This window comes from Nocardia asteroides, assembly GCF_900637185.1.
In the GTDB taxonomy this organism is placed as follows: Bacteria; Actinomycetota; Actinomycetes; order Mycobacteriales; family Mycobacteriaceae; genus Nocardia; species Nocardia asteroides.
Genome location: NZ_LR134352.1, coordinates 2950266 through 2975465 on the forward strand (window position 1 = coordinate 2950266; position 25200 = coordinate 2975465).

At 71.9% G+C, this 25200-nt stretch carries 22 protein-coding genes and 1 riboswitch; of the genes, 15 read left to right on the forward strand and 7 right to left on the reverse strand.

The genetic code is table 11. From position 1 onward, the window contains the following. Window positions 1-2 precede the first annotated feature (2 nt). On the reverse strand, window positions 3-1622 hold the full coding sequence (locus EL493_RS13855; protein WP_019046215.1) for an ABC transporter substrate-binding protein: 1620 nt from the start codon (window positions 1620-1622) through the stop codon (window positions 3-5). A 77-nt stretch (window positions 1623-1699) separates the two neighbouring features. Then, a riboswitch (SAM riboswitch) is annotated at window positions 1700-1793 on the reverse strand. 211 nt (window positions 1794-2004) lie between these two features. Here EL493_RS13855 and EL493_RS13860 point away from each other — a divergent pair. Beyond that, complete coding sequence (locus EL493_RS13860; protein WP_019046216.1) at window positions 2005-2703, forward strand: hypothetical protein; 699 nt, start codon at window positions 2005-2007, stop codon at window positions 2701-2703. 55 nt (window positions 2704-2758) lie between these two features. Here the strand turns inward: EL493_RS13860 and EL493_RS13865 are convergent, their stop codons facing one another. The 6 genes from EL493_RS13865 to EL493_RS13890 all read right to left on the reverse strand — a co-directional run bounded on the left by EL493_RS13865 (window position 2759) and on the right by EL493_RS13890 (window position 8509). Then, the gene (locus tag EL493_RS13865) at window positions 2759-3931 is read right to left on the reverse strand and encodes a glycosyltransferase (RefSeq protein ID WP_019046217.1); all 1173 of its coding nucleotides are present in this window, start codon (window positions 3929-3931) and stop codon (window positions 2759-2761) included. 1 nt (window position 3932) lies between these two features. Next, window positions 3933-4673, reverse strand: a complete 741-nt coding sequence (locus EL493_RS13870; protein WP_036836707.1) for an LppM family (lipo)protein — start codon at window positions 4671-4673, stop codon at window positions 3933-3935. 128 nt (window positions 4674-4801) lie between these two features. Then, window positions 4802-5671, reverse strand: coding sequence for a carotenoid biosynthesis protein (locus tag EL493_RS13875; protein WP_019046219.1), 870 nt, complete (start codon window positions 5669-5671; stop codon window positions 4802-4804). Continuing rightward, window positions 5668-6225 carry a hypothetical protein gene (locus tag EL493_RS32320; protein WP_051719615.1) on the reverse strand — a complete coding sequence of 186 codons (558 nt, stop codon included), beginning with the start codon at window positions 6223-6225 and terminating at the stop codon, window positions 5668-5670. Before EL493_RS32320 ends, EL493_RS13875 begins: the two co-directional genes overlap by 4 nt. Window positions 6226-6308: 83 nt before the next feature. After that, window positions 6309-7886 (reverse strand): phytoene desaturase family protein, encoded by a 1578-nt coding sequence (locus EL493_RS13885; RefSeq protein ID WP_019046220.1) that lies wholly within the window; start codon window positions 7884-7886, stop codon window positions 6309-6311. Next, window positions 7883-8509, reverse strand: a complete 627-nt coding sequence (locus EL493_RS13890; RefSeq protein ID WP_019046221.1) for a GNAT family N-acetyltransferase — start codon at window positions 8507-8509, stop codon at window positions 7883-7885. The genes EL493_RS13885 and EL493_RS13890 overlap by 4 nt, the downstream gene beginning before the upstream one ends. Window positions 8510-8625: 116 nt before the next feature. Between EL493_RS13890 and EL493_RS13895 the strand changes: the two genes are divergently transcribed. From EL493_RS13895 to EL493_RS13960, 14 genes are all read left to right on the forward strand, one after another. Next, entirely contained in the window at window positions 8626-9075 is a 450-nt protein-coding gene (locus EL493_RS13895; RefSeq protein ID WP_019046222.1) for an SAV_6107 family HEPN domain-containing protein, read from the forward strand. A gap of 124 nt (window positions 9076-9199) precedes the next feature. Further along, window positions 9200-9628 carry a DUF3040 domain-containing protein gene (locus tag EL493_RS13900; protein WP_022565999.1) on the forward strand — a complete coding sequence of 143 codons (429 nt, stop codon included), beginning with the start codon at window positions 9200-9202 and terminating at the stop codon, window positions 9626-9628. A 421-nt stretch (window positions 9629-10049) separates the two neighbouring features. Then, on the forward strand, window positions 10050-10481 hold the full coding sequence (mraZ, locus tag EL493_RS13905; RefSeq protein WP_022565998.1) for a division/cell wall cluster transcriptional repressor MraZ: 432 nt from the start codon (window positions 10050-10052) through the stop codon (window positions 10479-10481). A gap of 219 nt (window positions 10482-10700) precedes the next feature. Further along, a complete protein-coding gene (gene rsmH / locus EL493_RS13910; protein WP_019046225.1) occupies window positions 10701-11699 on the forward strand; it encodes a 16S rRNA (cytosine(1402)-N(4))-methyltransferase RsmH in 999 nt (332 codons plus the stop codon). Next, window positions 11696-12703 (forward strand): hypothetical protein, encoded by a 1008-nt coding sequence (locus EL493_RS33065; RefSeq protein ID WP_019046226.1) that lies wholly within the window; start codon window positions 11696-11698, stop codon window positions 12701-12703. Before rsmH ends, EL493_RS33065 begins: the two co-directional genes overlap by 4 nt. After that, entirely contained in the window at window positions 12700-14583 is a 1884-nt protein-coding gene (locus EL493_RS13920; protein WP_030204057.1) for a peptidoglycan D,D-transpeptidase FtsI family protein, read from the forward strand. The genes EL493_RS33065 and EL493_RS13920 overlap by 4 nt, the downstream gene beginning before the upstream one ends. Before the next feature lie 103 nt (window positions 14584-14686). Further along, window positions 14687-16279: a UDP-N-acetylmuramoyl-L-alanyl-D-glutamate--2,6-diaminopimelate ligase gene (locus EL493_RS13925; RefSeq protein ID WP_019046228.1), complete on the forward strand. Its 1593-nt coding sequence runs from the start codon at window positions 14687-14689 to the stop codon at window positions 16277-16279. After that, on the forward strand, window positions 16276-17775 hold the full coding sequence (locus tag EL493_RS13930; protein WP_019046229.1) for a UDP-N-acetylmuramoyl-tripeptide--D-alanyl-D-alanine ligase: 1500 nt from the start codon (window positions 16276-16278) through the stop codon (window positions 17773-17775). Before EL493_RS13925 ends, EL493_RS13930 begins: the two co-directional genes overlap by 4 nt. After that, window positions 17772-18848: a phospho-N-acetylmuramoyl-pentapeptide-transferase gene (gene mraY / locus EL493_RS13935; RefSeq protein ID WP_019046230.1), complete on the forward strand. Its 1077-nt coding sequence runs from the start codon at window positions 17772-17774 to the stop codon at window positions 18846-18848. The genes EL493_RS13930 and mraY overlap by 4 nt, the downstream gene beginning before the upstream one ends. A 50-nt stretch (window positions 18849-18898) precedes the next feature. Then, complete coding sequence (gene murD, locus EL493_RS13940) at window positions 18899-20335, forward strand: UDP-N-acetylmuramoyl-L-alanine--D-glutamate ligase (RefSeq protein ID WP_019046231.1); 1437 nt, start codon at window positions 18899-18901, stop codon at window positions 20333-20335. Next, entirely contained in the window at window positions 20332-21750 is a 1419-nt protein-coding gene (gene ftsW / locus EL493_RS13945; RefSeq protein ID WP_022565997.1) for a putative lipid II flippase FtsW, read from the forward strand. The genes murD and ftsW overlap by 4 nt, the downstream gene beginning before the upstream one ends. Continuing rightward, window positions 21747-22862: an undecaprenyldiphospho-muramoylpentapeptide beta-N-acetylglucosaminyltransferase gene (gene murG, locus EL493_RS13950; RefSeq protein ID WP_022565996.1), complete on the forward strand. Its 1116-nt coding sequence runs from the start codon at window positions 21747-21749 to the stop codon at window positions 22860-22862. The genes ftsW and murG overlap by 4 nt, the downstream gene beginning before the upstream one ends. A 131-nt stretch (window positions 22863-22993) precedes the next feature. After that, entirely contained in the window at window positions 22994-24436 is a 1443-nt protein-coding gene (gene murC, locus EL493_RS13955; protein WP_218158996.1) for a UDP-N-acetylmuramate--L-alanine ligase, read from the forward strand. An 8-nt stretch (window positions 24437-24444) separates the two neighbouring features. Then, window positions 24445-25122 carry a cell division protein FtsQ/DivIB gene (locus EL493_RS13960; protein WP_019046235.1) on the forward strand — a complete coding sequence of 226 codons (678 nt, stop codon included), beginning with the start codon at window positions 24445-24447 and terminating at the stop codon, window positions 25120-25122. The last annotated feature ends 78 nt before the right edge of the window (window positions 25123-25200 follow it).

Here is a 25200-nt window from a genome sequence, read left to right on the forward strand (position 1 = left end):
GCTCAGCGCCCGCTCAGCCAGGTGTCGAAGAACTGCAGCCGGGCCGAGGCCTCGAACGTCAGGTCCTGGGTGGTCGCCGCGGCGCCGATCGCCTGCGACAGCTCGACCGTGGGAACGTAGAGACCGTTGTCGAGGATCTGCCGCTGCGCGGTGCCGAGCAGCGCGGCGCGAGCGGCCGGGTCGCTGGTGGCCAGCTGCTTGTCCAGGGTTTCGTCCAGTGCCGGGATCGGGCCGCGCGCGTTGAGATTGCGGCCGCCCAGCGAGAAGCTCGTGCGCAGGATGTCACCGTCGGCGCGGGTCGAGTTGCCGTAGATGGCGTCGTAGTCCTTGGTGCCCATCCGCGCGGTGGACTCCGGACCCGAGACCAGGTCCAGCTTCAGCTCCACCCCGACCTGGCGCAGCTGCTGCTGCACCAGCTCCAGGATCGCCTGGTTGCCGGCGAACACCTGGCTGAAGGTCACCGAGAAGCTCAGGCGCTCACCGTCCTTGGTCCGGATGCCGTCGCCGCCGGGCACCCAGCCCGCCTGGTCCAGGATCGACTTCGCCTTGGCCGGGTCGTGCGGCAGCTGCGCCGAGAGATCGGTGTAGGCGGGCGTGGCCGAGGCCAGCGACGAGGTCGCGAACTTGAACTGCGGGCCCAGCACGGTGTCGACCAGCTGCTTGCGGTCGAGCGCGGGCAGCAGTGCCTGGCGCACCGCCGGGTCACGCAGCGGACCGCGATTCACATTGGGCTGCAAGCCGAACGGGGTGCCCGGGTTCGACGTGGACAGGATGCGACCGCCCACGGCCTCGATCTGCGGCGCGTCCTGCGGCAGCGCGTCGCTGATCGCGTCGAGCTGCCCGGACACCAGGCTGCCGGTGCGCACGCCCGACTCGGGGACCACGGTGAACTCGATCCGGTCCAGATAGGCCTCGCCCTCGTGGCCGAACACCGCCGAACCCCAGTGGTATCCGGCCCGCTTGGCCAGCGTCGCCGAGACATCCTGCTTGTAGGCCGCGTAGGTGAACGGGCCGCTGCCGATGTTGTCGCCCGCGCACCTGGCCTCGGCCGGCTTGGCGTTGGTGGCCTGGGCGAGGATGCCCAGCTGCGGCGTCGAGGAGGCCTGCAGGAACTGGGCGTTGGGCTGGCTGAACTCGACGCGGGCGGTGAGCTTGTCGACCGCGGTGGTGCCCACGTAGTTGGTCAGGTAGCTCGCGCCCAGCGGCGCCTTGGCGCCACCGAGCTTGACGACGGCGTCGAAGGTGTCGCGCACCGAATCGGCGGTCAGCGCGGTGCCGTCGCTGAAGGTCACGCCGTCGGCGAGCTTGAAGGTGAACACCTTCGCGTCGGGACTGACCTCCCAGCTCTGCGCCAGCCACGGGGTGATGGCCCCGGTCTTCGGATCCTGATCGGTGAGCGAGTCGACGATCTGGCGGGCCACGTAGATGGTCTGGTTCGTGCCCGCCTGCGCCGGGTCCGAGCAGGAGGGTGCCTGCGAGAGTCCGTAGCGCAGGGTGCCGCCGGGCTGCGGCGGACCGGCCTGCCCACCCGGGCCACCACTGTCACTGCCGCAGGCCACCACCGAGGTGGCGACGGCGAGGACGCCGGCGACGGCGGCGAGACGATGACGGGGACCGATCACGGGGTGACTCCAGGGAATACGCGGCCTGCGGCCAGGGGTGGGAATTTTCATGCGACAGCGAACCTCGCCACGTCTCTCCTCCATCGAACCCGGCGGAAGCACCCACACCCGGGAACGGGCGGGTTGCTGCGACGTCATGGAGCCAGGTCTCTCGGTCGCTCTGGATGGTTGCCGCGGCCACGAGTGCCGGTGCCGAATCAGCATGTGGCACCGCCGGGATACTTCACAACGGTAAGGATCAGCGTGAGCGCAGAGCTTGGCTCCGGAGTGTCACCGGTGCACACTGTCCGCGACGCGCCGACGTCGCGAGGGCCTCGCCTGCGCGGATCCGGCCGGTCGGCGGCGTAGCGTCGGATCTGTCCGCGTCGATGAGGAGTGCGTCGTGACCGAGCCGCGTCGTTCCACCCGGGTGATCACGCTGGCGGCCTGCGCCGCCGCTGTGCTGCTGAGCGCGCCGGTCGCGGCCGCGGAACCGGCGGTAACCAGGGATGCGCCCGCCGCCGCCACGGCCGGGCCCGGCGACCTGCTCACCGCGTATCAGTCGGTGGTCCAGACCTTGCAGGCACTGGGCATTCAGCCGTTCCTGTATCCCACGGTGGCCGCGAACTGCGCCGGGGACGGTCTGGGCCTCGTCCCCGCCGTCGCCGGTGCCGTGCCGGGTCCATGGCCCGCCGGCAAGGTGCAGATCCCGGGGCTGGACCTCAACGCCGTGAAATCCGGGCAGACGATGTTCACCTTCCTGCCCTACGGCCTGGCGCCGGACAACCCGGCCACCGGCACCGCCGGTATGCAGGTGGCCTGGCTCAACATCAGCACCGGCCGCGGCGGGATGGCCTCGATGGGCTCGATCGCCGACATCGTGCGCGCCCTGGTCCCACCCGAGGTCCCGATCGAACTGCGTCCCCTCGCCGAAACCGCCATCCGCGACTTCCTCTTCACCGCCATCCCCGTCGGCGGCGTCCGCGCCGTCCCCGTCGACACCGGCCGGGGCACCGTCCTGGCCGCCGTCTTCGGCACCGTCGACAACGCGGGCCGCTCCTGCTTCTTCTTCCCCACCATCGGCCTCACCGAAGTCCCCTGAGCGACAGGCTCGTCAGCGATCCCGCGGGCTGCGAACACCTCCGCGATTCGGCGGGTCAGGCGTGTCGGGCGGTGGCGGGTTCGGGGGTGACGAGGGGGCGGTGTTTCCAGCGGAGGGTGCCGGTGCGGTGGCGGTGGTGGGAGCGCAGCCACAGCGAGAGGTAGGCGGCGACGCCGGCCGGGTGGGCCAGGGCGGAGGTGAGGTCGGTGCGGGTGGGCGGGCGGCGGGTTTCGGTGCTGCGGGTGGCCAGGCGGCCCGCGACCGCGGCCAGGTAGCCGAGCAGGCCGGCGCGGCGGACCCGGCCGCGGCCGCACAGCGCGGCCAGTGGGGGGAGCCAATAGGCCAGGGCGGCGAGCAGACCCACCGCGGCGCCGGTGTCGAGGCGGCCGCGGTAGGCCGACCAGAGCCAGCGGGTGTAGCCGTCGGCGAGTTCGGTGGCGCCGGTGTACATCCGGGTGCTCGCGGCCTCGCCCGCGGTCACCAGCGCGGTGCGATGACCCGCCCGGCGCAGCGCCCTGGCCAGATCGAGATCTTCGGTGGCGCTGGCGGCGACGGCGGCGTGCCCGCCACCGGCCCGGTACGCCGCCGCGTCGACGGCGAGGAACTGGCCACAGGCCACCGCGGTCGACGGGCGCAGACTGCGGTTGGCCGCGCCGAGCGGCAGGGTGGACGCCCACGACCACGCCAGCAGCGGCTGCACCAGCCGCTCGGCCGGGGACCCGGCTCGCTGCACCGGCCACGCCGACACCAGACCGGCACCGCGCGCACGCAGTTCGGTGACCGCCGCGGCGATCGCGTGCGGCGCCAGTCGCACGTCGGCGTCGACGAAGACCAGGGCCGCCGCGTCGGTGCGGGCGGCCAGGCGCGCGCAGGCGGCGGCCTTGCCGGTCCAGCCGGGCGCGGGGTGGGCGGCCGAGCGCAGCACCGTGAACCGGCTGTCGCCGTCGACGGCGGCGAGCGCGGCCGCGTAGGTATCGTCGGCGGAGGCGTCGTCGAGGATCAGGACGTGCAGCCGCGGCACGCCGGTCTGGGCGCGCAGGTCGGCGATCAGGGCGGGCAGGCGGTCGGCCTCGTCCCGGGCGGGGACACACACCGTCACCGGTTCGATCACCCCGGCGACCCGGCGCGGGAGGGTGCGCAGCGTGGCCAGGTTGTAGGCGGCGGTGGTCGCGCCCAGCGCGGCGAGGCCGGTGCCCGCCCAGGTCAGGTAACGGCCCGCCGCGCCCATGTCAGCGGCCCAGCCTGCGGCTGGCGATCTCGCGCCACATCTCCTGCGGCGAGAACGGGCCGCGCGGGGAGTTCGGGGGAGCGGGGTTGCGATCGCGGAAGGCCATGCCCGCGATCAGGGCCGCCACGGCCAGCGTGATGCCGCCGACGATGCCGGCCCAGCCCGCGAACGAGCGGGTGTTCGGGTCGGCGTACTTCACCTCGGCGCGCAGCGTGGAGGTCTCCCCGGCGGGCAGCTTCCACGACACCGTGTTGTCGCCCTCGCGGGTGCCGTTGGTCTTGGCCACGCGGGCCGGGAAGGCGATGGAGAACTGCACGTCCGAACCGTGCGGCGGCACCGACTCCAGGTCGACGCGCCCGGTGAGGCTCACCAGGTCGCCGGTGCGCTGGAACTCCAGGGTGAACATGCCCTGGGTCTGGTCCGAGAGCCCGCCCAGCTGGCCGACCTCGCCGAAGGTCAGGTCATCGAAGAACACCTGGGTGCCGACGTAACCGTCCTGGTTGTAGTTCTCCACGCGCACCTTGGCGGCCAGCTGGTCCGGCGCCTTCAGCTGCGGGCCCTTGTCGGCTGGCCCGGTCGGCACGACCGCGGCCACGATCCGCCCCGAGACCCGGTCGTTGGACGACACACCCATCGACACCTGCACGCGCAGGCACCCGGCCAGCGCGGGCACCAGCAGCGCCAGCAGCACGGCGACGGCCGTCACGCGGCGCGCGCGCCGGCGCGGAGACGGAGTGGGCATGTCGGCGACGAGACTCGGCTGCACGGGTGACATCGTGCCAGGCTCTGGCCCGAGAACACACACGACGGGCCCACCGGGCCGGGACGACCCACGTCGACCAGGCGATTCACCCGCGCCGACCGGGCCCGTCAGCTCGGTGCGCCGAGCTTGCGAGCACGCAGCAGCAGCGGAATACCGAGCGGCGCCGACCCGAGGAACCCCCACACCGCGGACGCGGGCAGCCCGAGGAACACCGCGTGCGCGAGGGTCGAGCCGAGCCAGGTCCAGACGAACACCGCCACCGGAACCGCCACCGACGGGTCGTGCGCGGCCGGGACCGCCCGGTCGAGCGCGGTCAGCAGCAGCGCCATCACCGTCGCGACGAGGGCCCAGCCGAGGTAGTTGGTGTACGGGATCTGCGCCAGCCCCGGCAGCCCGGCATCGGTGACCCGCCACGTCCACTGCCCGTCGGCCACCATCTGCGGATCGAGGAACAGGTCCCACCCCACCGCGCCGACGACGAACAGGCAGGCCCGGCGCACCGCGAAACCGGCACGGCCCCCGGCCGGCCCGGCTCCGGACGGCGCCACCACCAGCGTGGCGACGATCCAGATCGGATAGAGCCCGCCGGTCCAGGCCAGCGGGACGACCAGCGGGACCTCCGCGAGCGCGGGCCCCAGCCGCTCGACGGCATACGCGTACGCGCCGAACGGGAACCCGGTGGCGGTCCCGGCGATCTCGGCGCTCAGCCCCAACCCGGAGACGACGACCAGAAAACCCAGGGCCCATCGCCAACCGCGAGTCGTCCCCGCGTGCAGCACGGCGGTCGCGGCCGAGAGCCCGACCACGACGATCGTGATGCGATCCCGCGTCGTGCCCGCGCTCAACGGATAGGCGATCTGCGTCGCGACCAGCAGGATCGCCGTCGCGGCCGGCAGCGCCCGCCCCGGCTCGGCCCGCACCCACCGCCCGAACGCCGCGGCGACTCCACGCACCCGCCCGCTGCGCGCGCCGATCACCGCGGCCCCCCGATCATCGGCCCGCTCCCATCACTTCCGCTACCGCTACCGCTGCCGCTGCTGCTGCTGCCGCCGCTGCTGCTGCTGCTGCTGCCGCTGCTGCTGCTGCCGTTGCTGCTGCTGCTGCCGCCGCTGCTGCCGTTGCTGCTGCTGCCGTTGCTGCCGCTGCTGCCGTTGCTGCTGCTGCCGTTGCTGCCGCTGCTGCCGTTGCTGCTGCTGCCGTTGCTGCCGCCGCCACTGCCGCTGCCGCCGCTGCTGCTGCCGCTGCCGTTGCTGCCGCTGCCGTTGCTGCTGCTGCTGCCGTTGCCGTTGCCGTTGCTGCTGCTGCTGCTGCTGCCGCTGCTGCTGCTGCCGTTGCTGCTGCTGCCGTTGCTGCTGCCGCCGTTGCTGCCGCCGCTGCTGCTGCCGTTGCCGTTGCTGCCGCCGCTGCTGCTGCCGTTGCCGTTGCTAAAGCTGCCGTTGCCGTTGATGCTCGCATTGCCGCTGCCGTCATCGCTGTTGCCGGAGGCGCTGCCGCAGTTCGGGGTCGCGGCGGCGGAATCGCGCGGTTGCACGCGTGACCCGGCGTCCCGTTCGGAATTCGTCGAGTACCGCCGCCCGCCGCGCTGGGTACGGCGCCCGCAGGCGGACCGGTTCCTCATCGTCTACGCGACAACGAGAATCGGCGCGTGCGGCGATCGCCGAGGACCAGGCGCGCGGCACTGCGCCCGCTGGCACCGGACACGCCGCCGCCGGGATGGGTCGACGCGCCGGTCAGGTAGAGCCCGGGGGCGCCCGGCACCCGCTGACCCGACAGCTCCGGCAGCGGCCGCCACAGCATCATCTGGTCCAGCGACATCTCCACATGCATGACATTGCCGCCGCGCAGACCCATCTCCCGTTCCAGGTCGACGGGTGTCTGCGTGAACCGCTGCCGCACCGAGGACGCGAAGCCCGGGGCGTACCGCTCGACCTCGGCCACGATCCGGTCGGCCTCACGCTCACCGTGCGCGGCCCAGTCGCCGCCGTCGGCCAGCGCGTAGGGATGCCATTGCGCCCAGAGCGACAGCTGGTGTTCCCCCGGCGGCGCGATGGAGGGATCCAGCGCGCTGAAACTCATGGCCAGCACCACCGGCCGCGGCGGCAGCGCACCGCCCATGGCCGCACCGTGCGCGAGCCGCAGCTGATTGCGGTCCGACACCAGGAACTGCAGACCGTGCGCGGACTCGGCGTGGGTGGCGCCGGGATAGTCGGGCAGCCGGTCGGTGGCCAGCCGCACCACCATGCCGATCCCCGGGCCGACGCGGATGCGGCGCTGCCAGTCGTCGAGGACGCTGTCGTCGAAACCGCCCGCGCGCAGCAGGTCCAGCGTGGCCAGGATGTGCGCGCCCGCGATCACGGTGTCGGCGCGCAGGTTCCGGCCCGACGCCGTGTCGACCTGCCAGCCGTCGCCGGCGTGGCGCAGCGCGGTGACGGCGTCCCCGGTGTGCAGCTCGCCGCCGTCGGACCGCAGCCGGGCGATCAGGGCGGCACTGAGTGCCCCACTTCCCCCCACGGCCCGCCCGGGCGGCAGGGTGTGCATGAGCGCGGCGAAGCCGGCCATCGGCGCGGTCCCCGGCTCCGACATGGGCGGCCCGGACTGCGCGCCGAACCAGGCCAGCGACGCCTTGAGCCGTTCGTCGTCGAACCAGTAGTCCAGCAGCGCGTCACCGGTCTGCAGGAACTCCCGCGACAGCGCGCTGCCGCCGTCGCGCGCGTCCAGACCCCAGAACGAGCGCACGAGCCTGCCCGGCGTCGGCGGACCGCCGAACGCGCGCATCACCCGCGCGCTGCGCTCACCCCACACCCCGACGAAGCGCCGGTAGGCGTCGGCGTCGCGCGCCCCACACGCCGCGGCGATCGAGGCGCAGGTCAGGTCCAGATCGCGACGGAAGACGATCGGCGGGCGGACACCGTCGGACGGGGTGAAACCCCAGGGATCGCAGTCGAGATAGCGCAATCCGAACCGTTCGAGCTCGAGCTCCTCGACGATCCCGGTGTGCCGGATCATGATGTGCGCCGAGGAACCACGGTCCACCCGGTGACCGGGGAACCGCTCCACGGTCGACACCGCGCCGCCGGGCACCTCGTCGCGTTCGAGTACTCGCACCCGCACGCCGGCCTTCGCCAGGTAACAGGCCGCGACCAGCGCGTTGTGGCCGGAGCCGACGACGATCGCCGTGTCCGGCGCCCTCACCGGCCGGACGCGGGCAGCGGGAGCCGCCGCCCCAGGATGGCGAACGGGCGGGTATCGCCGGCGAAGACGAAATTGCGGATCACATCGGTGAATCCGGCCCGCCGGTACAGGCGCCAGGCCCGGTTCGCCTCCTCGGGCACCTCCGGCGTGGACAGCAGGACCGCGGCCTCGGTGCGATCGGCCAGCAGCCGCTCGAGCAGCGTGGACCCGATTCCCCGGCCCTGCGCCGCCGGGTGCACGTGCAGCTCGGTGAGTTCGAAGTAGTCCGCCAGCAGGTCACGCGCGGCCGCCTCGGGCCAGCCGCAGCGGCGCATCCCGGTGTGTACCTGCTGATGCCACCACTGCCGCGGCGCGCCGCGGTAGCCGTAGGCGATCGCCAGGATGGGGGCGGTGCGCAGGTCGACCGCGCCGGAGTCGTCGGGCAGCACGGCGGCCACGGCGCGCCAGCCCGCCCTGGTGGTGTGCTCGGTCCACATCGGGGCCCGGTGGTGCTCGGTGCCGCGCGGATAGTCCATGGCGGCGACATACACCGACAGGGCGTCGTGCAGGCGCGCGCGCAGGGCGGCGACACTGAGGTCGACGACGACGGGTGCTGGGGTGTGATTCGGCTTGACGGCTGTCATGGCTCTCGTCGATGGCGCGCTGGCGCGGAAGTTGTCGGTGGGTGTCCCTATATTCAATCCCAATTCAAACGTTCGAATGCTTGTTCGATCTGTGCGAGGGGCGAAAGGGGCAGCAGATGGCTGGTCGCAACGATGGTCGGGAGCACGCGGGGCACGACGGTCGCGCGGGCGGGCTGCTACGTCAGGCCGACGCCCTGCTCACCGATTCGGCCTGGGAGCACGAGCCGGGGGAGCGGTTCCGCACCGCCTACCTGGCCGCCCTGCGCGGCGCGGGCGCGATGATCGCGCTCACCGGCGCCGACCGGGCGCCGCGGGCCCGGTCCCGCAGCGCCTGGGTGCTGCTGCGGCGGGCCTCCCCGGAATTCGCGATGTGGGCGGATTACTTCGAGGCGCACTCGCAATTGCGGGCCGATCTGGAGGCCGGATTGGACCGTGCGATCACCGACACCCGCGCCGACGAATTCTGCTCACGGGTCGGCGCGTTCCTCTACGACGTCGACGATGCGCTGGTCGCCGCCGCGAAGACACGCCCGCAGCCGAGTCGCGACCGGGACATGACCGCTTAGTTATCACCGAGTAGGTGGTACGGCCTCGATCGAACTCGTATCATGGGGGGAGATAGCCGCCAAGGTCGGCTACCCGTCGCCTACCCGGAGGCGACCAGCCACGCCTAGTGCCGGGGGAGGTACCGTGCCACTCTCCGAGCACGAGCAGCGCATGCTCGAACAGATCGAGAGCGCTCTCTATGCTGAGGATCCGAAGTTCGCCTCGTCCGTCCGTGGCGGACGTCTTCGCTCCACGTCGAGTCGACGCAGACTGCAGGCCGCGGCGCTGTTCGCCGTCGGTCTGTTCCTGCTCGTCGCCGGCATCGCCGCCCCGTTCAAGCCGGGCGGTTTCCCGATCATCAGTCTCGTGGGATTCATCGCCATGTTCGGCGCTGGTGTCCTGCTGATGATCGGCAACTCGCGCAGGTCCGCTCGGCCGGACTCGACCGAGCATCCCGCCGCGGGCTCCGGCCCCTCGGGTGGCTCGACCGGGCGCGGTGGTCGCCCCCGTAAGTCGGGCGGCTTCTCCGAGCGGATGGAGGACCGGTTCCGCCGAAGGTTCGAGCAGGAGTAGCTCGGCCGTAGCCGGAGCGTCACGACATCGAAGGCGGCGCCGCACCCGGATCGGGTGCGGCGCCGCCTTCGTCCGTGCCCGGTGCGGATCGGTTGCCGGGCCGGTGATCAGGGCGGTTCCCCCACCTTCCCCACCATTCCCCACCGCGCCCCCACGCGGATTTCCGGCGCGCGCCGGCGCCGGTCGCACCTGCGATGTTTGCTGAACGTTGTCGGAACCCCGGGTTGCCGACCCGCGCGGGTTGCCCGAACACGCGATAACCCCGAATCTCGGTGATAGCTGACATGACCTGCGGAATTGTGTTGGCGGGGAGCGAGATCACCCAGGGTTTCGATTGAAAGTGGGGGAAAGTGGGGTAATGTGGGTCGCGCACTACAGGACATGCCGTACGGCGAGGTGATCCAGTAGGGAGGTGGCCGGGATGTTTCTCGGTACCTACACCCCCCGGCTGGACGACAAAGGGCGACTCACGTTGCCTGCGAAGTTCCGAGACGATCTGGCGGGAGGGTTGATGGTCACCAAAGGTCAAGACCACAGCCTGGCCGTGTATCCGAGAGACGAGTTCACCGCGCTCGCGCGGCGAGCCGCCGCGGCGTCTCGAAGCAACCCGCAGGCACGGGCTTTCGTCCGAGCGCTGGCGGCGGGCACCGACGAGCAACGTCCGGACGCACAGGGCCGGATCACGCTGTCGCCGGACCATCGTCGCTACGCCGGTCTCACCCGGGATTGCGTGGTGATCGGCTCGGTCGACTTCCTCGAGATATGGGACAAGCAGGCGTGGGAGTCCTACCTCGCCGAGCACGAGGAGGACTACGCACAAGCCAGAGACGAGTCGCTGGGCGGGATCTTCTAGCCCGGAGCACGCGAGTGCTGCGAGGCCTCTGCCCGGGCGCGGACCCTGACGTACTTCCCCGACGCCAGGTGCCGCGCCTCGGTCAGAGACCTCGACGCATTCGCCGGTTCCGCCGCAAGGGCGGTGGAACAGCTTCATTCGGACCGCAATCTCATTCGTAAAGCACTGTGTGGCAAGGCGACCCGTCTGCGACGCGAGGCAGTATCCCGGGAGGTCGAGGTGAACCATGACACCGAGAACCCCCGTCATGTGCCGGTCCTGCTCGAACGCGCCGACGACCTGCTCGGCCCCGCGCTGAGCGAACCGGGCGCCGTCTACATCGACGCGACCCTCGGCCTGGGCGGGCACGCGGAGCATTTCCTGCGCACCTATCCGAACGCGCACCTGGTCGGTCTCGACCGCGACACCACCGCGCTGAAACTGGCGGGCGAGCGCTTGGCGCCCTACGCCGACCGGATCACACTGGTGCACACCCGCTATGACGGCATCGCCGACGCGCTGCACCAGGCCGGCCTGTCCGAGATCGGTTCGGTCTCCGCGATCCTGATGGATCTCGGTGTGTCGTCGATGCAGCTCGACGAGGCCGATCGCGGCTTCGCCTACTCCGTCGACGCGCCGCTGGACATGCGGATGGACCCGACCACCGGCCCGACCGCCGCCGACGTGCTCAACACCTACAGCCACGGCGATCTGGCCCGGGTGCTGAAAACCTATGGCGACGAACGGTTCGCGGGCAAGATCGCCTCGGAGGTGCTGCGCAGGCGCGCGGTCAAGCCGTTCAGTACCAGCGCCGAACTGGTCGAGCTGCTCTACGCCACCATCCCGGCGGCGGCGCGGCGCACCGGCGGGCATCCGGCCAAGCGCACGTTCCAAGCCCTGCGGGTGGAGGTCAACGGCGAGCTCGACTCGTTGCGGGCCGCGCTGCCCGCCGCGCTCGACGCGCTGCGCGTGGGCGGTCGGATCTGCGTGATGTCGTACCAGTCGCTGGAGGACCGGCTGGTCAAACAGGAGTTCGCACCCCGGATCGTGTCCCGCTCCCCGGTCGACCTGCCGGTCGAATTGCCCGGCATGGGACCGGAATTCCGGATGCTGACCCGTGGTGCGGAGAAGGCGACCGAGTCCGAGATCGAGGTCAACCCGCGATCCGCGCCGGTGCGGATGCGCGCGGCCGAACGGATCGCGGAGAGGTCAGGGAGGACACAGGAGGGGACACGATGAGCGTGCGGACGAGCACCGTCGCGGTGCCGAGTCGGACGGCCCGGCGCGTCGAAGCGGCCGAGCGGGTGAAATCCGGTGCTGCGCAGCGCGCCTACGCGCGGAAACGCACCAGGGAACAGCTGCTCGACGGCATCGAGCTGCCCGAACGGGCATCCACGATGGCCGGGCGGATCCCCTTCGTCACCGCGATCATCGGTCTGCTCGGCTGCGGCCTGGCGCTGACCCTGCTGCTCACCACCCGGGCCGCCGAGGACAGCTACCTGCTCGGAGACGCCAGGGCCGTCAACCGCAAGCTCGCCGACGAGCGCGCCGCGCTGCAGCGTGAGGTCGCCGCCGCCGATTCGGCCCCCGAATTGGCCTCGCGGGCCAGGGAACTGGGCATGATCCCGGCCAAGGATCCGGCGCGGCTGGTGCTCGGCCCGGGTGGGGAGGTCACCGTCATCGGCACGCCGACGCCCGCGCAGGGCGCCCCGGTGCCGCCGCTGAACGGCCCGCCGACCACCACCCCCAACGGTCCGCTGCCCGGTCATGTGCAGGCCCAAGGCGAGCGGGTGGTGCCGGTCCAGCCCGGCGCGCCGACCTCGAGCCCGGCCACCCCGGGTGGCACGCCCGCGCCGGTCCTCGCCGCGCCGGGTGCTCAGGCCGCCCCCACGGTCCAGGCCGCACCGGCGCCGCAGCCCGCGGTGGCGGCACCGCCCGCGCCGCTGGCCCCCGCGGCTACCGAACCGGCTCCGCTCGCGTCGGCCGGTGACGCGCCCGCTCCGGTCGACGGTCAGGCTCCGGCCGGTACTCCCGCGCCGGACCGGGTCGACGTGGCAACCCCCGGCGACCCCCTCGCGCCGGTCACCGTGCCGGACCGGGTCGACGTCGCCACCCCGGGCGACCCCCTCGCGCCGGCCGATACGCCGCCGCCCGCACCGGGTGTCGCGGCCGGCCTACCCGGCCGACCGGCCGGACCGCCGAGCGAGACACCGCAGATCGTCGCTCCGGAAGGTGGCCGATGAAGAACAGCGGGCCCGCGTCGCGACAGCGACGCGGGCCGGTGTCGTCGAGGGCCCGTCGCGGCGGCTCGCTCTCGCCGGACCGGCCGATCCGGTTGCGTCTGGGCGTCGGCCGGGTCACCCTGCTGGCGACGCTGGCCGTGGTGGCGCTGCAACTGCTCTACGTCCAGAGCATCGCCGCGCCCGGGCTGTCGGCGCAGGCCGCCTCGCAGCGCACCACCAAGGAGACCGAGGCCGCCGTGCGCGGCCCGATCACCGACCGGTACGGCAACCAGCTCGCCTTCACCATCACCGCGAAAGCGCTGACCTTCCAACCGGTCCGGGTGCGCCAGCAGCTGGCCGACGCGAGGAAGGCCAAGGCGAGCGCGCCCGATCCCGAGCAGCGGCTGAAGGACATCGCCAAGTTCGTCCACGAGAAGCTCGGCGCCGCGGCGCCCAAGGAGGACGAGCTGCTCGACAAGCTGCGCAGCGACAAGACCTTCACCTACCTCGCCCGCAATGTCGACCCGCGGGTGGCCTCGGAGATCACCGCCAAGTTCCCCGAGGTCGGTGCCGAACGGCAGGACCTGCGCGAATACCCCGGCGGCGCACTGGCCGCCAATGTGGTCGGCGCGACCGGCTGGGACGGGCACGGCCAGATCGGCCTGGAATCCGCCCTGGACTCGGTGCTCGCGGGCACCGACGGATCGCGCACCTACGACAAGGGTTCCGACGGTGCCGTGATCCCGGGCAGCTACCGTGACCAGCAGCCTGCCGTCAACGGCTACGGCGTGGAACTGACCCTGGACGCCGACCTGCAGTACTACGTGCAGCAGCAGGTGCAGCAGGCCAAGCAGGCCTCTGGCGCGTCCTCGGCGTCGGCGGTGGTGCTCGACGCCAAGACCGGCCAGGTACTGGCCATGGCCAACGACAACACCTTCAATCCCGCACTGGGGCCCCAGCATTGGGCCTCGGCCGACATGAGCAACCCCTCGGTGGCCGAACCCTTCGAACCCGGTTCGGTGAACAAGATCGTCACCGCGGCCGCCGCCGTCGAGTACGGGCTCACCACGGCCGACGAGGTGCTGCAGGTGCCCGGCTCGATCCGGATGTCCGGCGTCACGGTCAACGACGCGTGGCAGCACGGCACCGCGCCGTACACGACCACCGGGATCTTCGGGAAGTCCTCCAACGTGGGCACGCTCATGCTCGCGCAGCGGGTGGGGGAGGACCGCTTCGCCGACATGGTGGACCGGTTCGGCCTCGGCAAGCGCACCGGGATCGGGCTGCCGGGCGAGAGCCCCGGCCAGGTGCCCGCGCGCGATCAGTGGTCCGGCGGCACCTTCGCCAATCTGCCCATCGGCCAGGGCCTGTCGATGACGACCCTGCAGATGACCGGCATGTACCAGGCCATCGCCAACGACGGCCTGCGCATCCCGCCGCGCATCGTCAAGGCCAGGGTCGCCCCCGACGGCACCCGCACCGAGGAACTGCAGCCCGACGGCGTGCGGGTGGTGAGCCCGCAGACCGCGAGCACGCTGCGCACCATCTTCCAGGCGACCGTGCAGAAGGACCCGATGGGCTACCAGATGGGCACCGGCGCGCCCGCCGCGATCGAGGGCTACCAGGTGGCGGGCAAGACCGGCACCGCGCAGAAGGTCGACCCCGCCTGCCGGTGCTATTCGACCTCGTCGTTCTACATCACCTTCGCCGGCATGGCGCCCGCCGACAACCCCCGGTACGTGATCGGCATGATGCTCGACGCGCCGGTGCGCAGCTCCGACGGCACCGGCGGCGGCTCGGCCGCACCGCTGTTCCACAGCATCGCCTCCTGGGCGTTGCAGCGCGACCGGGTGCCCCCCTCGCCGGAACCGAAGCGCCTGGTCCTGGAGGCCGGGCTCTGACAGCCGGCTTTGGCGCAACCCGCGTTGTCCGCCCGACACCGCGCGTCGGTAACCTGACACGTCGTCTCGCCCACGCGCTCGATCACTCTCAGAGAGGAGCCTTGTGCCCGCGCAGTCCAGCCCGCACGCGCTCCGGCCGAACACGCCGCCGTCGACGTCGCTGCAGGCCCTGCTGGACCTCACCGGCGCCACGGTGCCGACCCCGGTAACCACCGAGATCACGGTCACCGGTATCGAGCAGCGTTCCCTCGCGGTGCGCCCCGGTGACCTGTTCGCCGCGTTGCCCGGTGCGAACGCGCACGGCGCGCGTTTCGCCGCCGACGCGATCGCCCGCGGCGCGGTGGCGGTGTACACCGACCCCGAGGGCGCCGCCCTGATCGGTGACGTCGCCGTCCCCGTGCTCGTGCGCGAGCAGCCGCGCGCCGTGCTCGGTGAGCTGTCGGCCGAGATCTACGGCCATCCCAGCGACCGGCTCCGGATCATCGGCATCACCGGGACCTCCGGCAAGACCACCACCTCGTACCTGGTGGAGGCCGGGCTCGCCGCGGCAGGCCTGTCCACCGGGCTGATCGGCACCATCGAGACCCGCATCGGCGGCAGGCGGGTGCCCAGCGCGCTCACCACCCCCGAGGCGCCCCAGCTGCACGCGATGTTCGCCGCGATGGTCGAGCAGGGCGTGCAGGCGGTCGTGATGGAGGTGTCCAGCCACGCGCTGGCGCTGGGCCGGGTCGACGGGGTGCGGTTCGCGGTCGGCGCGTTCACCAACCTGTCCCAGGACCACCTCGACTTCCACGCCGACTTCGAGGACTACTTCGCCGCGAAACGCAAACTCTTCGAAGCGGATTCGCCGGTCGCCGCGCGCACCGCGGTGATCTGCGTGGACGACGAGTGGGGCACCCGCCTGGCCGGCGATCTCGACGCGCCGATAACCGTGTCGACCGTCGGGGCGGCCACCTGGCAGGTCACCGGTGACGTGCACGCCACCGGCGGCACCCAGGACTTCACGGCGACCGGCCCCGACGGCGAGCTCACCGTGCGGCTGCGGTTGCCCGGCCGCTACAACGTCGCCAACGCGCTGCTCGCCGTCGCCACCTGCGCGGCGGCCGGGGTGGACCCGGCCGTGGCCGCGCCCGCGCTGGCGGGCGTCGACGTGCCGGGCAGGATGCAGCGGGTCGAGCGCGGCCAGGACTTCCTGGCCGTCGTCGACTACGCGCACAAGCCCGCCGCGGTCGAGTCGGTGGTGGCCACCCTGCGCGGGCACCTCACCGAGGCCGGGCACGGCAGGCTCGCGGTGGTCGTCGGCGCGGGCGGTGACCGGGACGCGGCCAAGCGCCCGCTGATGGGCGCCGCGGCGGCCCGCGGTGCCGATCTGCTGATCGTCACCGACGACAACCCCCGCACCGAGGACCCGGCGGCCATCAGGGCCGCCGTGGTGGCCGGTGCGCACGAACTCCCGGCCACCGATCGCGGCGAGATCCGCGAGATCGGTGACCGCGCGGCGGCCATCGCCGCGGCCGTCGCCTGGGCGCGGCCCGGCGACGTGGTACTCGTCGCGGGCAAGGGCCACGAGGCGGGCCAGGAGATCCAGGGCGTCAAGCATCCCTTCGACGACCGCGAGGTGGTCGCGGCGGCGCTGGAAACCCTGCCCACACGACACAGTCCGCAGACGGACTCGGAGGACTTGACGGTTTCATGATCGAGATGACACTGCGGGAGATCGCGGACGTCGTCGGCGGCGAGCTGCACGACGTTCCCGACCCCCAGGCACTGGTGACCGGTTCGGTCGAATTCGATTCGCGCCGAATCGGTTCCGGCGATCTGTTCCTCGCCCTGCCGGGCGCCAACTCCGACGGACACGACTACGCCGCCGCCGCGGTCGCCGCGGGCGCGGTCGCCGTGCTGGCGGCCCGTCCGGTCGGCGTGCCGGCGATCGTGGTGGCGCCCGCCAGCGGCTCGGTGCCCGCGACCTCGGTCGCGCTGAGCGCCGACGCCGACGGGTCCGGTGCCGCCGTGCTGGCGGCGCTGGCCGAGCTGGCCAGGGCCAGCACCGAGCGGCTGGCCGCGCGGACCGGGCTCACCGTCGTCGGCGTGACCGGTTCCTCCGGCAAGACCTCGACCAAGGACCTGCTGGCGGCCGTGCTGTCGCCGCTGGGTCCGGTCGTCGCGCCGCCGGGATCGTTCAACAACGAACTCGGACACCCGTGGACCGCGCTGCGCGCCGGTCTCGACACCAAGTTCCTCGCGCTCGAGCTGTCGGCCCGCGGCCCCGGCCACATCGCCGCGCTGGCGCGCATCGCGCCGCCGCGGATCGGTGTGGTGCTCAATGTCGGCACCGCGCACCTGGGTGAGTTCGGCAGCCGCGAGGCGATCGCGCAGACCAAGGGCGAGCTGGTCGAGGCCCTGCCCGCCGACGGGCTGGCCGTGCTCAACGCCGACGACCCGAACGTCGCGGCCATGGCCTCGCGCACCGAGGCCAGGGTCGTGCTGGTCGGCCTGTCCGGCGACGCCGACATCCGCGCCACCGACGTGGTCACCGACGAGCAGGCACGCGCCCGGTTCACCTTGCACGCCCGCGGTGAGTCCGTGCCGGTGCGGCTGGCCGTGCACGGCGAGCACCAGGTCGGCAACGCGCTGTCGGCGGCCGCGGTCGCGCTGGAATGCGGCGCCGACCTGGCCACCGTCGCCGCGGCGCTGTCGGGGGCCACCGCGGCCTCGGCGCGCCGGATGGACGTGCGGACCACCGCCGAAGGTGTCACCGTCATCAACGACTCCTACAACGCCAATCCCGATTCGGTGAAGGCCGCGCTCAAGGCGCTGGTCACCCTGGCCAAGGCGGGCGAGGAGCCGCGCCGCAGCTGGGCCGTGCTGGGCGAGATGGGCGAGCTCGGCGACACCTCGGTGATCGAGCACGACGCGATCGGACGCCTCGCGGTGCGCCTCGACGTCGACCGGTTGATCGTGGTCGGCACCGGACGACCCTCCCGGGGCATGCACCAGGGCGCGGTGATGGAAGGCTCATGGGGCGAGGAGTCGATTCTCGTGCCCGATATCGACGCGGCGATCGCGCTGCTCGACGACGAGATCGCCGCGGGCGATGTGGTACTGGTCAAGGCGTCGAAGGCGGTGGGTCTGTGGGCCGTCGCCGAGCACCTGACCAGGGCAGGGGAAGGTAGCACGGAGGCGGCTCGATGAGGCAGATTCTATTCTCGGCGGGGATCGCGCTGGCGGTGTCGATCCTGTTGACGCCGTTGCTGATCCGGATCTTCGCCAGGCAGGGCTTCGGGCAGGAGATCCGGGTCGACGGGCCGGCCAGCCACCAGGCCAAGCGCGGTACCCCCACCATGGGCGGCGTCGCCATCCTGATCGGCATGTGGGCCGGCTATCTGGGCTCGCACCTGATCGGCATCGGCTACGACGCCGAGGGCCCCACCGCCTCGGGTCTGCTGGTGCTCGGGCTCACCACGGCGCTCGGCGTCGTCGGTTTCCTCGACGACTTCATCAAGCTGCGCAAGCAGCGCAATCTGGGCCTGTCGGCGGCGGGCAAGTACATCGGCCAGATCGGCGCCGCGGTGATCTTCGCGGTGCTGGTGCTGCAGTTCCGTGGCCAGAACGGGCTCACTCCTGGCAGCAAGCACATCTCCTACGTGCGGGACATCTCGACGGTGTCGATGGGCGCGATCGTGTTCGTGATCTTCGTCTGCCTGCTGGTGGTGGCCTGGTCCAACGCGGTCAACCTGACCGATGGCCTGGACGGTCTGGCGGCGGGCTCGATGAGCCTGGTGCTGGGCGCCTACGTGATCATCACCTTCTGGCAGTACCGCAACGCGTGCTCCACCAATCCGGCAGCCGGCTGCTACGACGTGCGCGACCCGCTGGACCTGGCGCTGGTCTGCGCCGCCGCGGCCGCCGCCTGCATCGGCTTCCTGTGGTGGAACGCCGCGCCCGCCAAGATCTTCATGGGCGACACCGGTTCGCTGGCGCTGGGCGGCATGCTGGCCGGTCTGTCGGTCACCACCCGCACCGAGCTGCTGATGGTGGTCATCGGCGCGCTGTTCGTCGCCGAGGCGGCGTCGGTGGTGCTGCAGGTGGCGGTGTTCCGCACCACCCGCAACCGGCTGTTCAAGATGGCGCCGTTCCACCACCACTTCGAACTGAGCAAGTGGGCGGAAACCACGGTGATCATCCGGTTCTGGATCCTGGCGGGCATCGCCGCCGCCGTGGGTCTGGGGCTGTTCTACAGTGAATATCTTTCCCAGATCGGGTGAGGACGAACATGGTCGAACACTCTCCCCGCGCACTCCGCTCACCGGGCCCGATGCTCGAATTCCTGCGTGGCCGTGATGTCCTGGTTGCCGGCTGGGGCGTCTCCGGGCGCTCGCTGATCGAACCGCTGCGCGATATCGGCGCGCACCCGGTGGTCACCGACGGCGGCGCCAAGGCGCTGGCCGAGGCCGCCGAACTGGGCCTCGAGGTCGCCACCAGCGTCGAGCTGGAGACCGCCGATCTGAGCCGGTTCGCGCTGGTCATCACCAGCCCGGGCTGGCGACCGGACTCGCCGGTGCTGGTCTCCGCCGTCACCGAGGGCATCCCGGTCTGGGGCGACGTCGAATTCGCCTGGTGGGTGGATCAGGCGCGGATCTACGGTCCGGTCCGCAAGTGGCTGGTGATCACCGGCACCAACGGCAAGACCACCACCACCAACATGACGCACTCGATCCTGCGCGCCGCCGGCATCGCCAGCGTGGCCTGCGGCAATATCGGCCTGCCGATCCTGGACGCGCTGCGCCGCAACCCCGGCCCGCAGGTGCTCGCGGTGGAGCTGTCCTCGTTCCAGCTGCACTGGGCGCCCTCGGTGCGGCCGGAGGCGGGCGTGGTGCTCAATGTCGCCGAGGACCACCTGGACTGGCACGGCGGGCTCGATGCCTACGCCGCCGCCAAGGCCCGGGCGCTGACCGGGCGGGTCGGCGTCGTCGGCCTGGACGACCCGGTCGCGGGCTCGCTGGCCCGCAAGGCCAAGGCCCGGCGCACCGTCGGCTTCCGGATCGGTGTGCCCGCCGACGGCGAACTCGGCGTGGTCGACGGCAAGCTACTCGACCGCGCGTTCACCAAGGCCGCCATCCTCGCCGAGACCTCCGACATCAGCCCGCAGGGGCCCGCCGGGATCGCCGACGCCCTCGCGGCCTCCGCGCTGACCAGGGCGATCGACGTGGCGCCGCAGTTCGTCAAGGAGGGCCTGGCCGAGCACAAGGTGGGCCCGCACCGCACCGCGTTCGTGCGCGAACTGGGCGGCGTCGAGTTCATCGACGACTCCAAGGCCACCAACCCGCACGCCGCCAGGGCCGCGATCATCGCCCACCCGCACGTGGTGTGGGTGGCCGGTGGACTGCTCAAGGGCGCCGGGGTGGACGACCTCATCGAGGAGATCGGCGACCGGCTCGTCGGCGCGGTCCTGTTCGGGACCGACGCGCCGGTGATCGCGGCCGCATTGGCGCGACACGCACCCGAGGTCCCGGTCATCGAGCTGGACGCGGGAGACGATGCAGACATGGAGTCGTCGAGATCCCAGCGTGCCGAGGCGGTCATGGGCCGCGCGGTGCGCGCCGCGGCGGGCTTGGCCCGCGCCGGAGACACCGTGTTGCTCGCGCCCGCGGCCGCCTCTTTGGACATGTACGACGACTACACCCACCGCGGACGTTGCTTCGTGGACGCGGTGACGGCACTGGAAGACGGTGACATCGGGCGGGCGCTATGAGCGAGACGCGGCGAACGGGTTGGGCGGGGGAGCGCTTCGGCGCCTGGTTGGCCCGTCCGCTCGCGTCCTTCCATCTGATCGTCACCATCGCCACGCTGCTGACCGTGCTCGGCCTGGTCATGGTGCTGTCGGCGTCGAGCGTCGAGGCCTATGCCGGTGGCGGGTCGGCCTATTCGCTGTTCATCCAGCAGGCGATGTTCGCGGCACTGGGCGCGGTGGCGTTCTACATCGCGCTGCGGCTGCCGCTGCGGTTGCTGCGGCAGTGGTCGTTCCCGGTGTTCAGCATCTCGGTGCTGGCGCTGGTGCTGGTGCTCATCCCGGGCATCGGCGCCATCCACGGTGGCGCCCGGCGCTGGTTCGACATCGGCCCGGTCTCCATCCAGCCGTCCGAGGTCGTCAAGGTGACGCTGGTGGTGTGGGGCGCGCATCTGCTGGCCTCGCGTCGCGGCGCCCAGCTCAAGGACATCCTGGTGCCGCTGGTGCCCGCCGGGCTGCTGGTGTGTCTGCTGGTGGTGCTGGAACCCAACCTGTCCACCACGATCGCGCTCGGCATCGTGCTGATGGCGCTGCTGTGGTTCGGCGGCCTGCCGGTGCGGCTGTTCGTCGGGATCATGGTCTCCGGCCTGGTCGCGGCCTCGATCCTGGCGCTGTCGGCCGGGTATCGCTCCGACCGGGTGCGGGCCTTCTTCAACCCGGGTGACGACCCGCAGGGCGCCAACTACCAGGCGCGCCAGGCCAAGTACTCCCTCGCCGACGGCGGCATCTGGGGCCGCGGCCTCGGCCAGAGCCGCGCGAAGTGGAGCTATCTGCCCAACTCGCACAACGACTTCATCTTCGCCATCATCGGCGAGGAACTCGGCTTCCTCGGCTGCATGCTGGTGCTGGCGCTGCTGGCGCTGTTCGTCTACACGGGCATCCGGATCGCGCTGCGGTCGGTGGATCCGTTCCTGCGGCTGCTCACCGCCACCGCGACCACCTGGATCACCGCGCAGGCGCTGATCAACATCGGCTACGTCGTCGGCCTGCTGCCGGTGACCGGTCTGCAGCTGCCGCTGGTGTCGGCGGGCGGTTCGTCGCTGGCGATCACGCTGTTCATGTTCGGCATCATCGCCAGCGCGGCCCGGCACGAACCGGAGGCGGTCTCGGCGTTGCAGGCCGGTCAGGACGGCCGCGTGAGCCGGATGCTGCGGCTGCCGGTGCCCGAGGTGTACACCCCCTTCAAGGCCGACGCTCCGCGTCGCGCCACCCCGAAGCCCAAGGCCGAGCGGCCGCGGCAGGCGCCGCGCCGGGAGGGCCCGGCCCCGCGCCGCCGACGTGCCCCACAGAGCCGCGGCACCAGTTCGCTACGGTCGACCCGAGCATGGGAACCGACCTATCCGATGCCACACGCTAAAGAACGAGGTAGATCCAAGTGAGTCACCCGCGTCCGGGGTTGTCGGTGATCGTCGCAGGCGGAGGCACCGCAGGCCATATCGAACCCGCGCTCGCCGTCGCCGACGCACTGCGCGCGCTCGACGATTCGATCCGGGTGACCGCGCTGGGCACCGAACGCGGCCTGGAGACCGAGCTGGTCCCCGCCCGCGGCTACCCGCTGGAGCTGATCCCGCCGGTGCCGTTGCCGCGCAAGCTCTCCGCCGACCTGCTGCGCCTGCCCGGCCGGGTCCGCGCCTCGGTCAAGCGCACCAGGGCCGTCATCGACGAGGTGCAGGCCGACGTGATCATCGGCTTCGGCGGCTATGTCGCGCTGCCCGCCTACCTCGCCGCGCGCGGCGGGCTGATCGGCGACCGGCGCGCGGTGCCGGTGGTCGTGCACGAGGCCAACGCCAAGGCGGGCATCGCGAACAAGGTCGGCGCCAAGATCGCGGCCAAGGTGCTTGCTGCCGTTCCCGATTCGGGACTGGCGAACGCGCAGGTCGTCGGCATTCCGGTGCGCGCATCGATCACCGGCCTGGACCGCGCCGCGCTGCGCGCCGAGGCACGCGCGCACTTCGGCCTGCCGGCGCAGGGCCCGGTGCTGCTGGTGTTCGGCGGTTCCCAGGGCGCGCGCAGCCTCAACGAGGCCGTCTCCGGCGCGGCCACCCAGCTGGCCGCCGCGGGCATCTCGGTGCTGCACGCGCACGGTCCCAAGAACAGCGTCGAGGTGAGCACCGCCGACGCGGCCGCGCCGTACGTCGCGGTGCCGTACCTGTCCCGGATGGACCTGGCCTACGCCGCCGCCGACGCGGTCGTGTGCCGCTCCGGCGCGATGACCGTGGCCGAGGTGTCGGCCGTCGGCCTGCCCGCCTTCTACGTGCCGCTGCCGCATGGCAACGGCGAGCAGGAGTTCAACGCCAGGCCGGTGGTCGCCCAGGGAGGTGGCAGAATTGTCGCCGACGCCGACCTGACCCCGAAATACGTGATCGATGAGGTGATTCCGCTGCTGCTCGACCCCGCTCGACTCGCCGAGATGAGCCGCGCCGCCGCGGGCGCGGGCCATCGCGACGCTGCCGACACGGTGGCCAGGATCGTCACCGAGGTCGCCCGATGAACGGTCAGCGGCCGGAGGCGGAAGCGGAGCGTAACCACGGAGGCCGCCCGGTCATCGGTGACAAGCACAGCTCGAACGGGATCAGCGAAACCGCCGGGACCAGCCTGCCGCCCGAGCTCGAGCGGGTGCACATGGTCGGCATCGGCGGTGCGGGCATGTCCGGGATCGCCCGGATCCTGCTCTCGCGCGGCGGCGCGGTCTCCGGCTCCGACGCCAGGGAGAGCCGTGGCGTGCTGTCGCTGCGGGCCCGCGGCGCGCAGGTCCGCATCGGCCACGACGCCGACGCGCTCGACCTGCTGCCCGGCGGCCCGACCGTGGTGGTCACCACCTACGCCGCGATTCCCAAGACCAATCCCGAACTGGTCGAGGCCAATCGGCGCCACATCCCGGTGCTGCTGCGCCCGACCGTGCTGGCCGCGCTCATGCGCGGGCACAAGACGCTGCTGGTCTCGGGCACCCACGGCAAGACCTCGACCACCTCGATGCTGATCGTCTCGCTGCAGCACTGCGGCGCGGATCCGTCCTTCGCGGTCGGCGGCGAGCTGAACGAGGCGGGCACCAACGCCCACCACGGCAGCGGTGACGTCTTCGTGGCCGAGGCCGACGAGTCCGACGGTTCGTTGCTGCAGTACGACCCGGACGTCGCCGTGGTCACCAACATCGAATCCGACCACCTGGACTTCTTCGGCACCGACGAGGCCTATATCCAGGTCTTCGACGATTTCGCCGACCGGCTCGCGCCCGGCGGCCTGCTGGTGGTCTGCCTGGACGACCCGGGTTCGCTGGCGCTGGCCCACCGGGTCGCGCCGCGCCTGCGTGAGCGCGGCGTCGAGGTGCTCGGATACGGCTCCGGCGAGCTCGCCGACGCCCCGGTCCCGGTCGGCGCGCGGCTGATCGATTGGCAGCCGCGCGATGTGGGCGGCATCGTCGAGTTCCAGCTGGCGGGGGAGACCACGCCGCGCACGGTGCGGCTGTCGGTGCCCGGCAGGCACATGGCGCTCAACGCGCTGGCCGCGCTGCTGGCCGCCAAGGCCACCGGCGCCGACATCGACGAGATCGTGCAGGGGCTGGAGGGCTTCGGCGGGGTGCACCGCCGGTTCCAGTTCACCGGCCGGGAGAACGGCGTGCGCGTCTTCGACGACTACGCCCACCATCCCACCGAGGTGCGCGCCGTGCTCGAGGCCGCCGCCCAGCTCGTCGCCCAGGAGGCCGCCGACGGCGCCCGCACCCGGCGCGGCCGGGTGATCGTGGTGTTCCAGCCGCATCTCTACAGCCGCACCGCCACCTTCGCCACCGAGTTCGGCGCCGCGCTGAGCCTGGCCGACGAGGTGGTCGTGCTCGATGTCTACGGCGCCCGCGAGGAGCCGCTGCCCGGCGTCAACGGTGCGCTGGTGGCGCAGGCGGTGACCGTCGCGGTGCACTATCAGCCGGATATGTCGAAGGTGGGCAGGCAGGTCGCGGGCCTGGCCCAGCCCGGTGACGTCGTGATCACCATGGGCGCGGGCGATGTCACCATGCTCGGCAGCCAGATTCTCGACGGCCTGCGGGCCCGGCCCCAGCAGGGCGGCCGGTGAGGTTGCCGATGCCCGCCGCGCGCGGGTGGCACGGCTACCGTCTCTGGACGGTGGTCGGGCTGGTGGTGGTGACCGTACTGGTCGTCCTCGCCTGGTTCACCCCCGCGCTGTCGGTGCGCACCGTGCGCGTGGACGGCTTGGCCGCGGTCTCCCAGGAGGAGGTCCGGGGAAAGCTCGAAATCCCGGACGGCCGTTCGATGTTGCGCATCGATACCACCGCTATCGCCCAGCGGGTGGCCGCGATTCCGAAGGTGCGTTCGGTTCGGGTGCAGCGCAAGTTCCCCTCGACCGTCCTGGTGACGGTGGTGGAACGAACACCGGTGCTGTACATCGAATCACCGGACGGCGCGCACCTGATCGATGCCGAGAGCGTCGAATTCGCGATCGAGCCCGCCTCGCCCATCGGCGTGCCCAAGTTGATCACCGAGGGGTCCTTCACCGGGCCCGCGGCGGCCAAGGCCGCGGTGGATGTGCTGGTCACGCTGCCGCCCGCGCTATCTGTGCAGGTGGGTGAGGTTGTCGCGCGGTCGATTTCGGACGTCTCGCTGAACCTTCGTGACGGTAGGAAGGTAGTCTGGGGCGGCACCGGCGACGGCGAGCGAAAAGCTGCTGTCGTACTGCCGCTGCTGACCCGTGAGGGGACCGTGTTCGACGTGTCGAGTCCGAATCTGGTCACGGTAAAGTGAGCGAAACGTCGGCGCGCCTGCGCCGTGATCGCGCTGGCTGCGAATAGCGTTCCGCAACAGTCGGATACTTGACATAAC

Bases quoted from the DNA above. Each gene is read 5' to 3' on its own strand.
- EL493_RS33065 (WP_019046226.1), top strand. From the start codon at position 11,696: ATGAGCGTGCGGACGAGCACCGTCGCGGTGCCGAGTCGGACGGCCCGG.
- EL493_RS13920 (WP_030204057.1), top strand. From the start codon at position 12,700: ATGAAGAACAGCGGGCCCGCGTCGCGACAGCGACGCGGGCCGGTGTCG.
- EL493_RS13930 (WP_019046229.1), top strand. From the start codon at position 16,276: ATGATCGAGATGACACTGCGGGAGATCGCGGACGTCGTCGGCGGCGAG.
- mraZ (WP_022565998.1), top strand. From the start codon at position 10,050: ATGTTTCTCGGTACCTACACCCCCCGGCTGGACGACAAAGGGCGACTC.
- mraY (WP_019046230.1), top strand. From the start codon at position 17,772: ATGAGGCAGATTCTATTCTCGGCGGGGATCGCGCTGGCGGTGTCGATC.
- EL493_RS13865 (WP_019046217.1), bottom strand. From the start codon at position 3,931: ATGGGCGCGGCGGGCCGTTACCTGACCTGGGCGGGCACCGGCCTCGCC.
- EL493_RS13895 (WP_019046222.1), top strand. From the start codon at position 8,626: ATGGCTGGTCGCAACGATGGTCGGGAGCACGCGGGGCACGACGGTCGC.
- murD (WP_019046231.1), top strand. From the start codon at position 18,899: ATGCTCGAATTCCTGCGTGGCCGTGATGTCCTGGTTGCCGGCTGGGGC.
- ftsW (WP_022565997.1), top strand. From the start codon at position 20,332: ATGAGCGAGACGCGGCGAACGGGTTGGGCGGGGGAGCGCTTCGGCGCC.
- EL493_RS13890 (WP_019046221.1), bottom strand. From the start codon at position 8,509: ATGACAGCCGTCAAGCCGAATCACACCCCAGCACCCGTCGTCGTCGAC.
- EL493_RS13960 (WP_019046235.1), top strand. From the start codon at position 24,445: ATGCCCGCCGCGCGCGGGTGGCACGGCTACCGTCTCTGGACGGTGGTC.
- EL493_RS13870 (WP_036836707.1), bottom strand. From the start codon at position 4,673: ATGCCCACTCCGTCTCCGCGCCGGCGCGCGCGCCGCGTGACGGCCGTC.
- murC (WP_218158996.1), top strand. From the start codon at position 22,994: ATGGTCGGCATCGGCGGTGCGGGCATGTCCGGGATCGCCCGGATCCTG.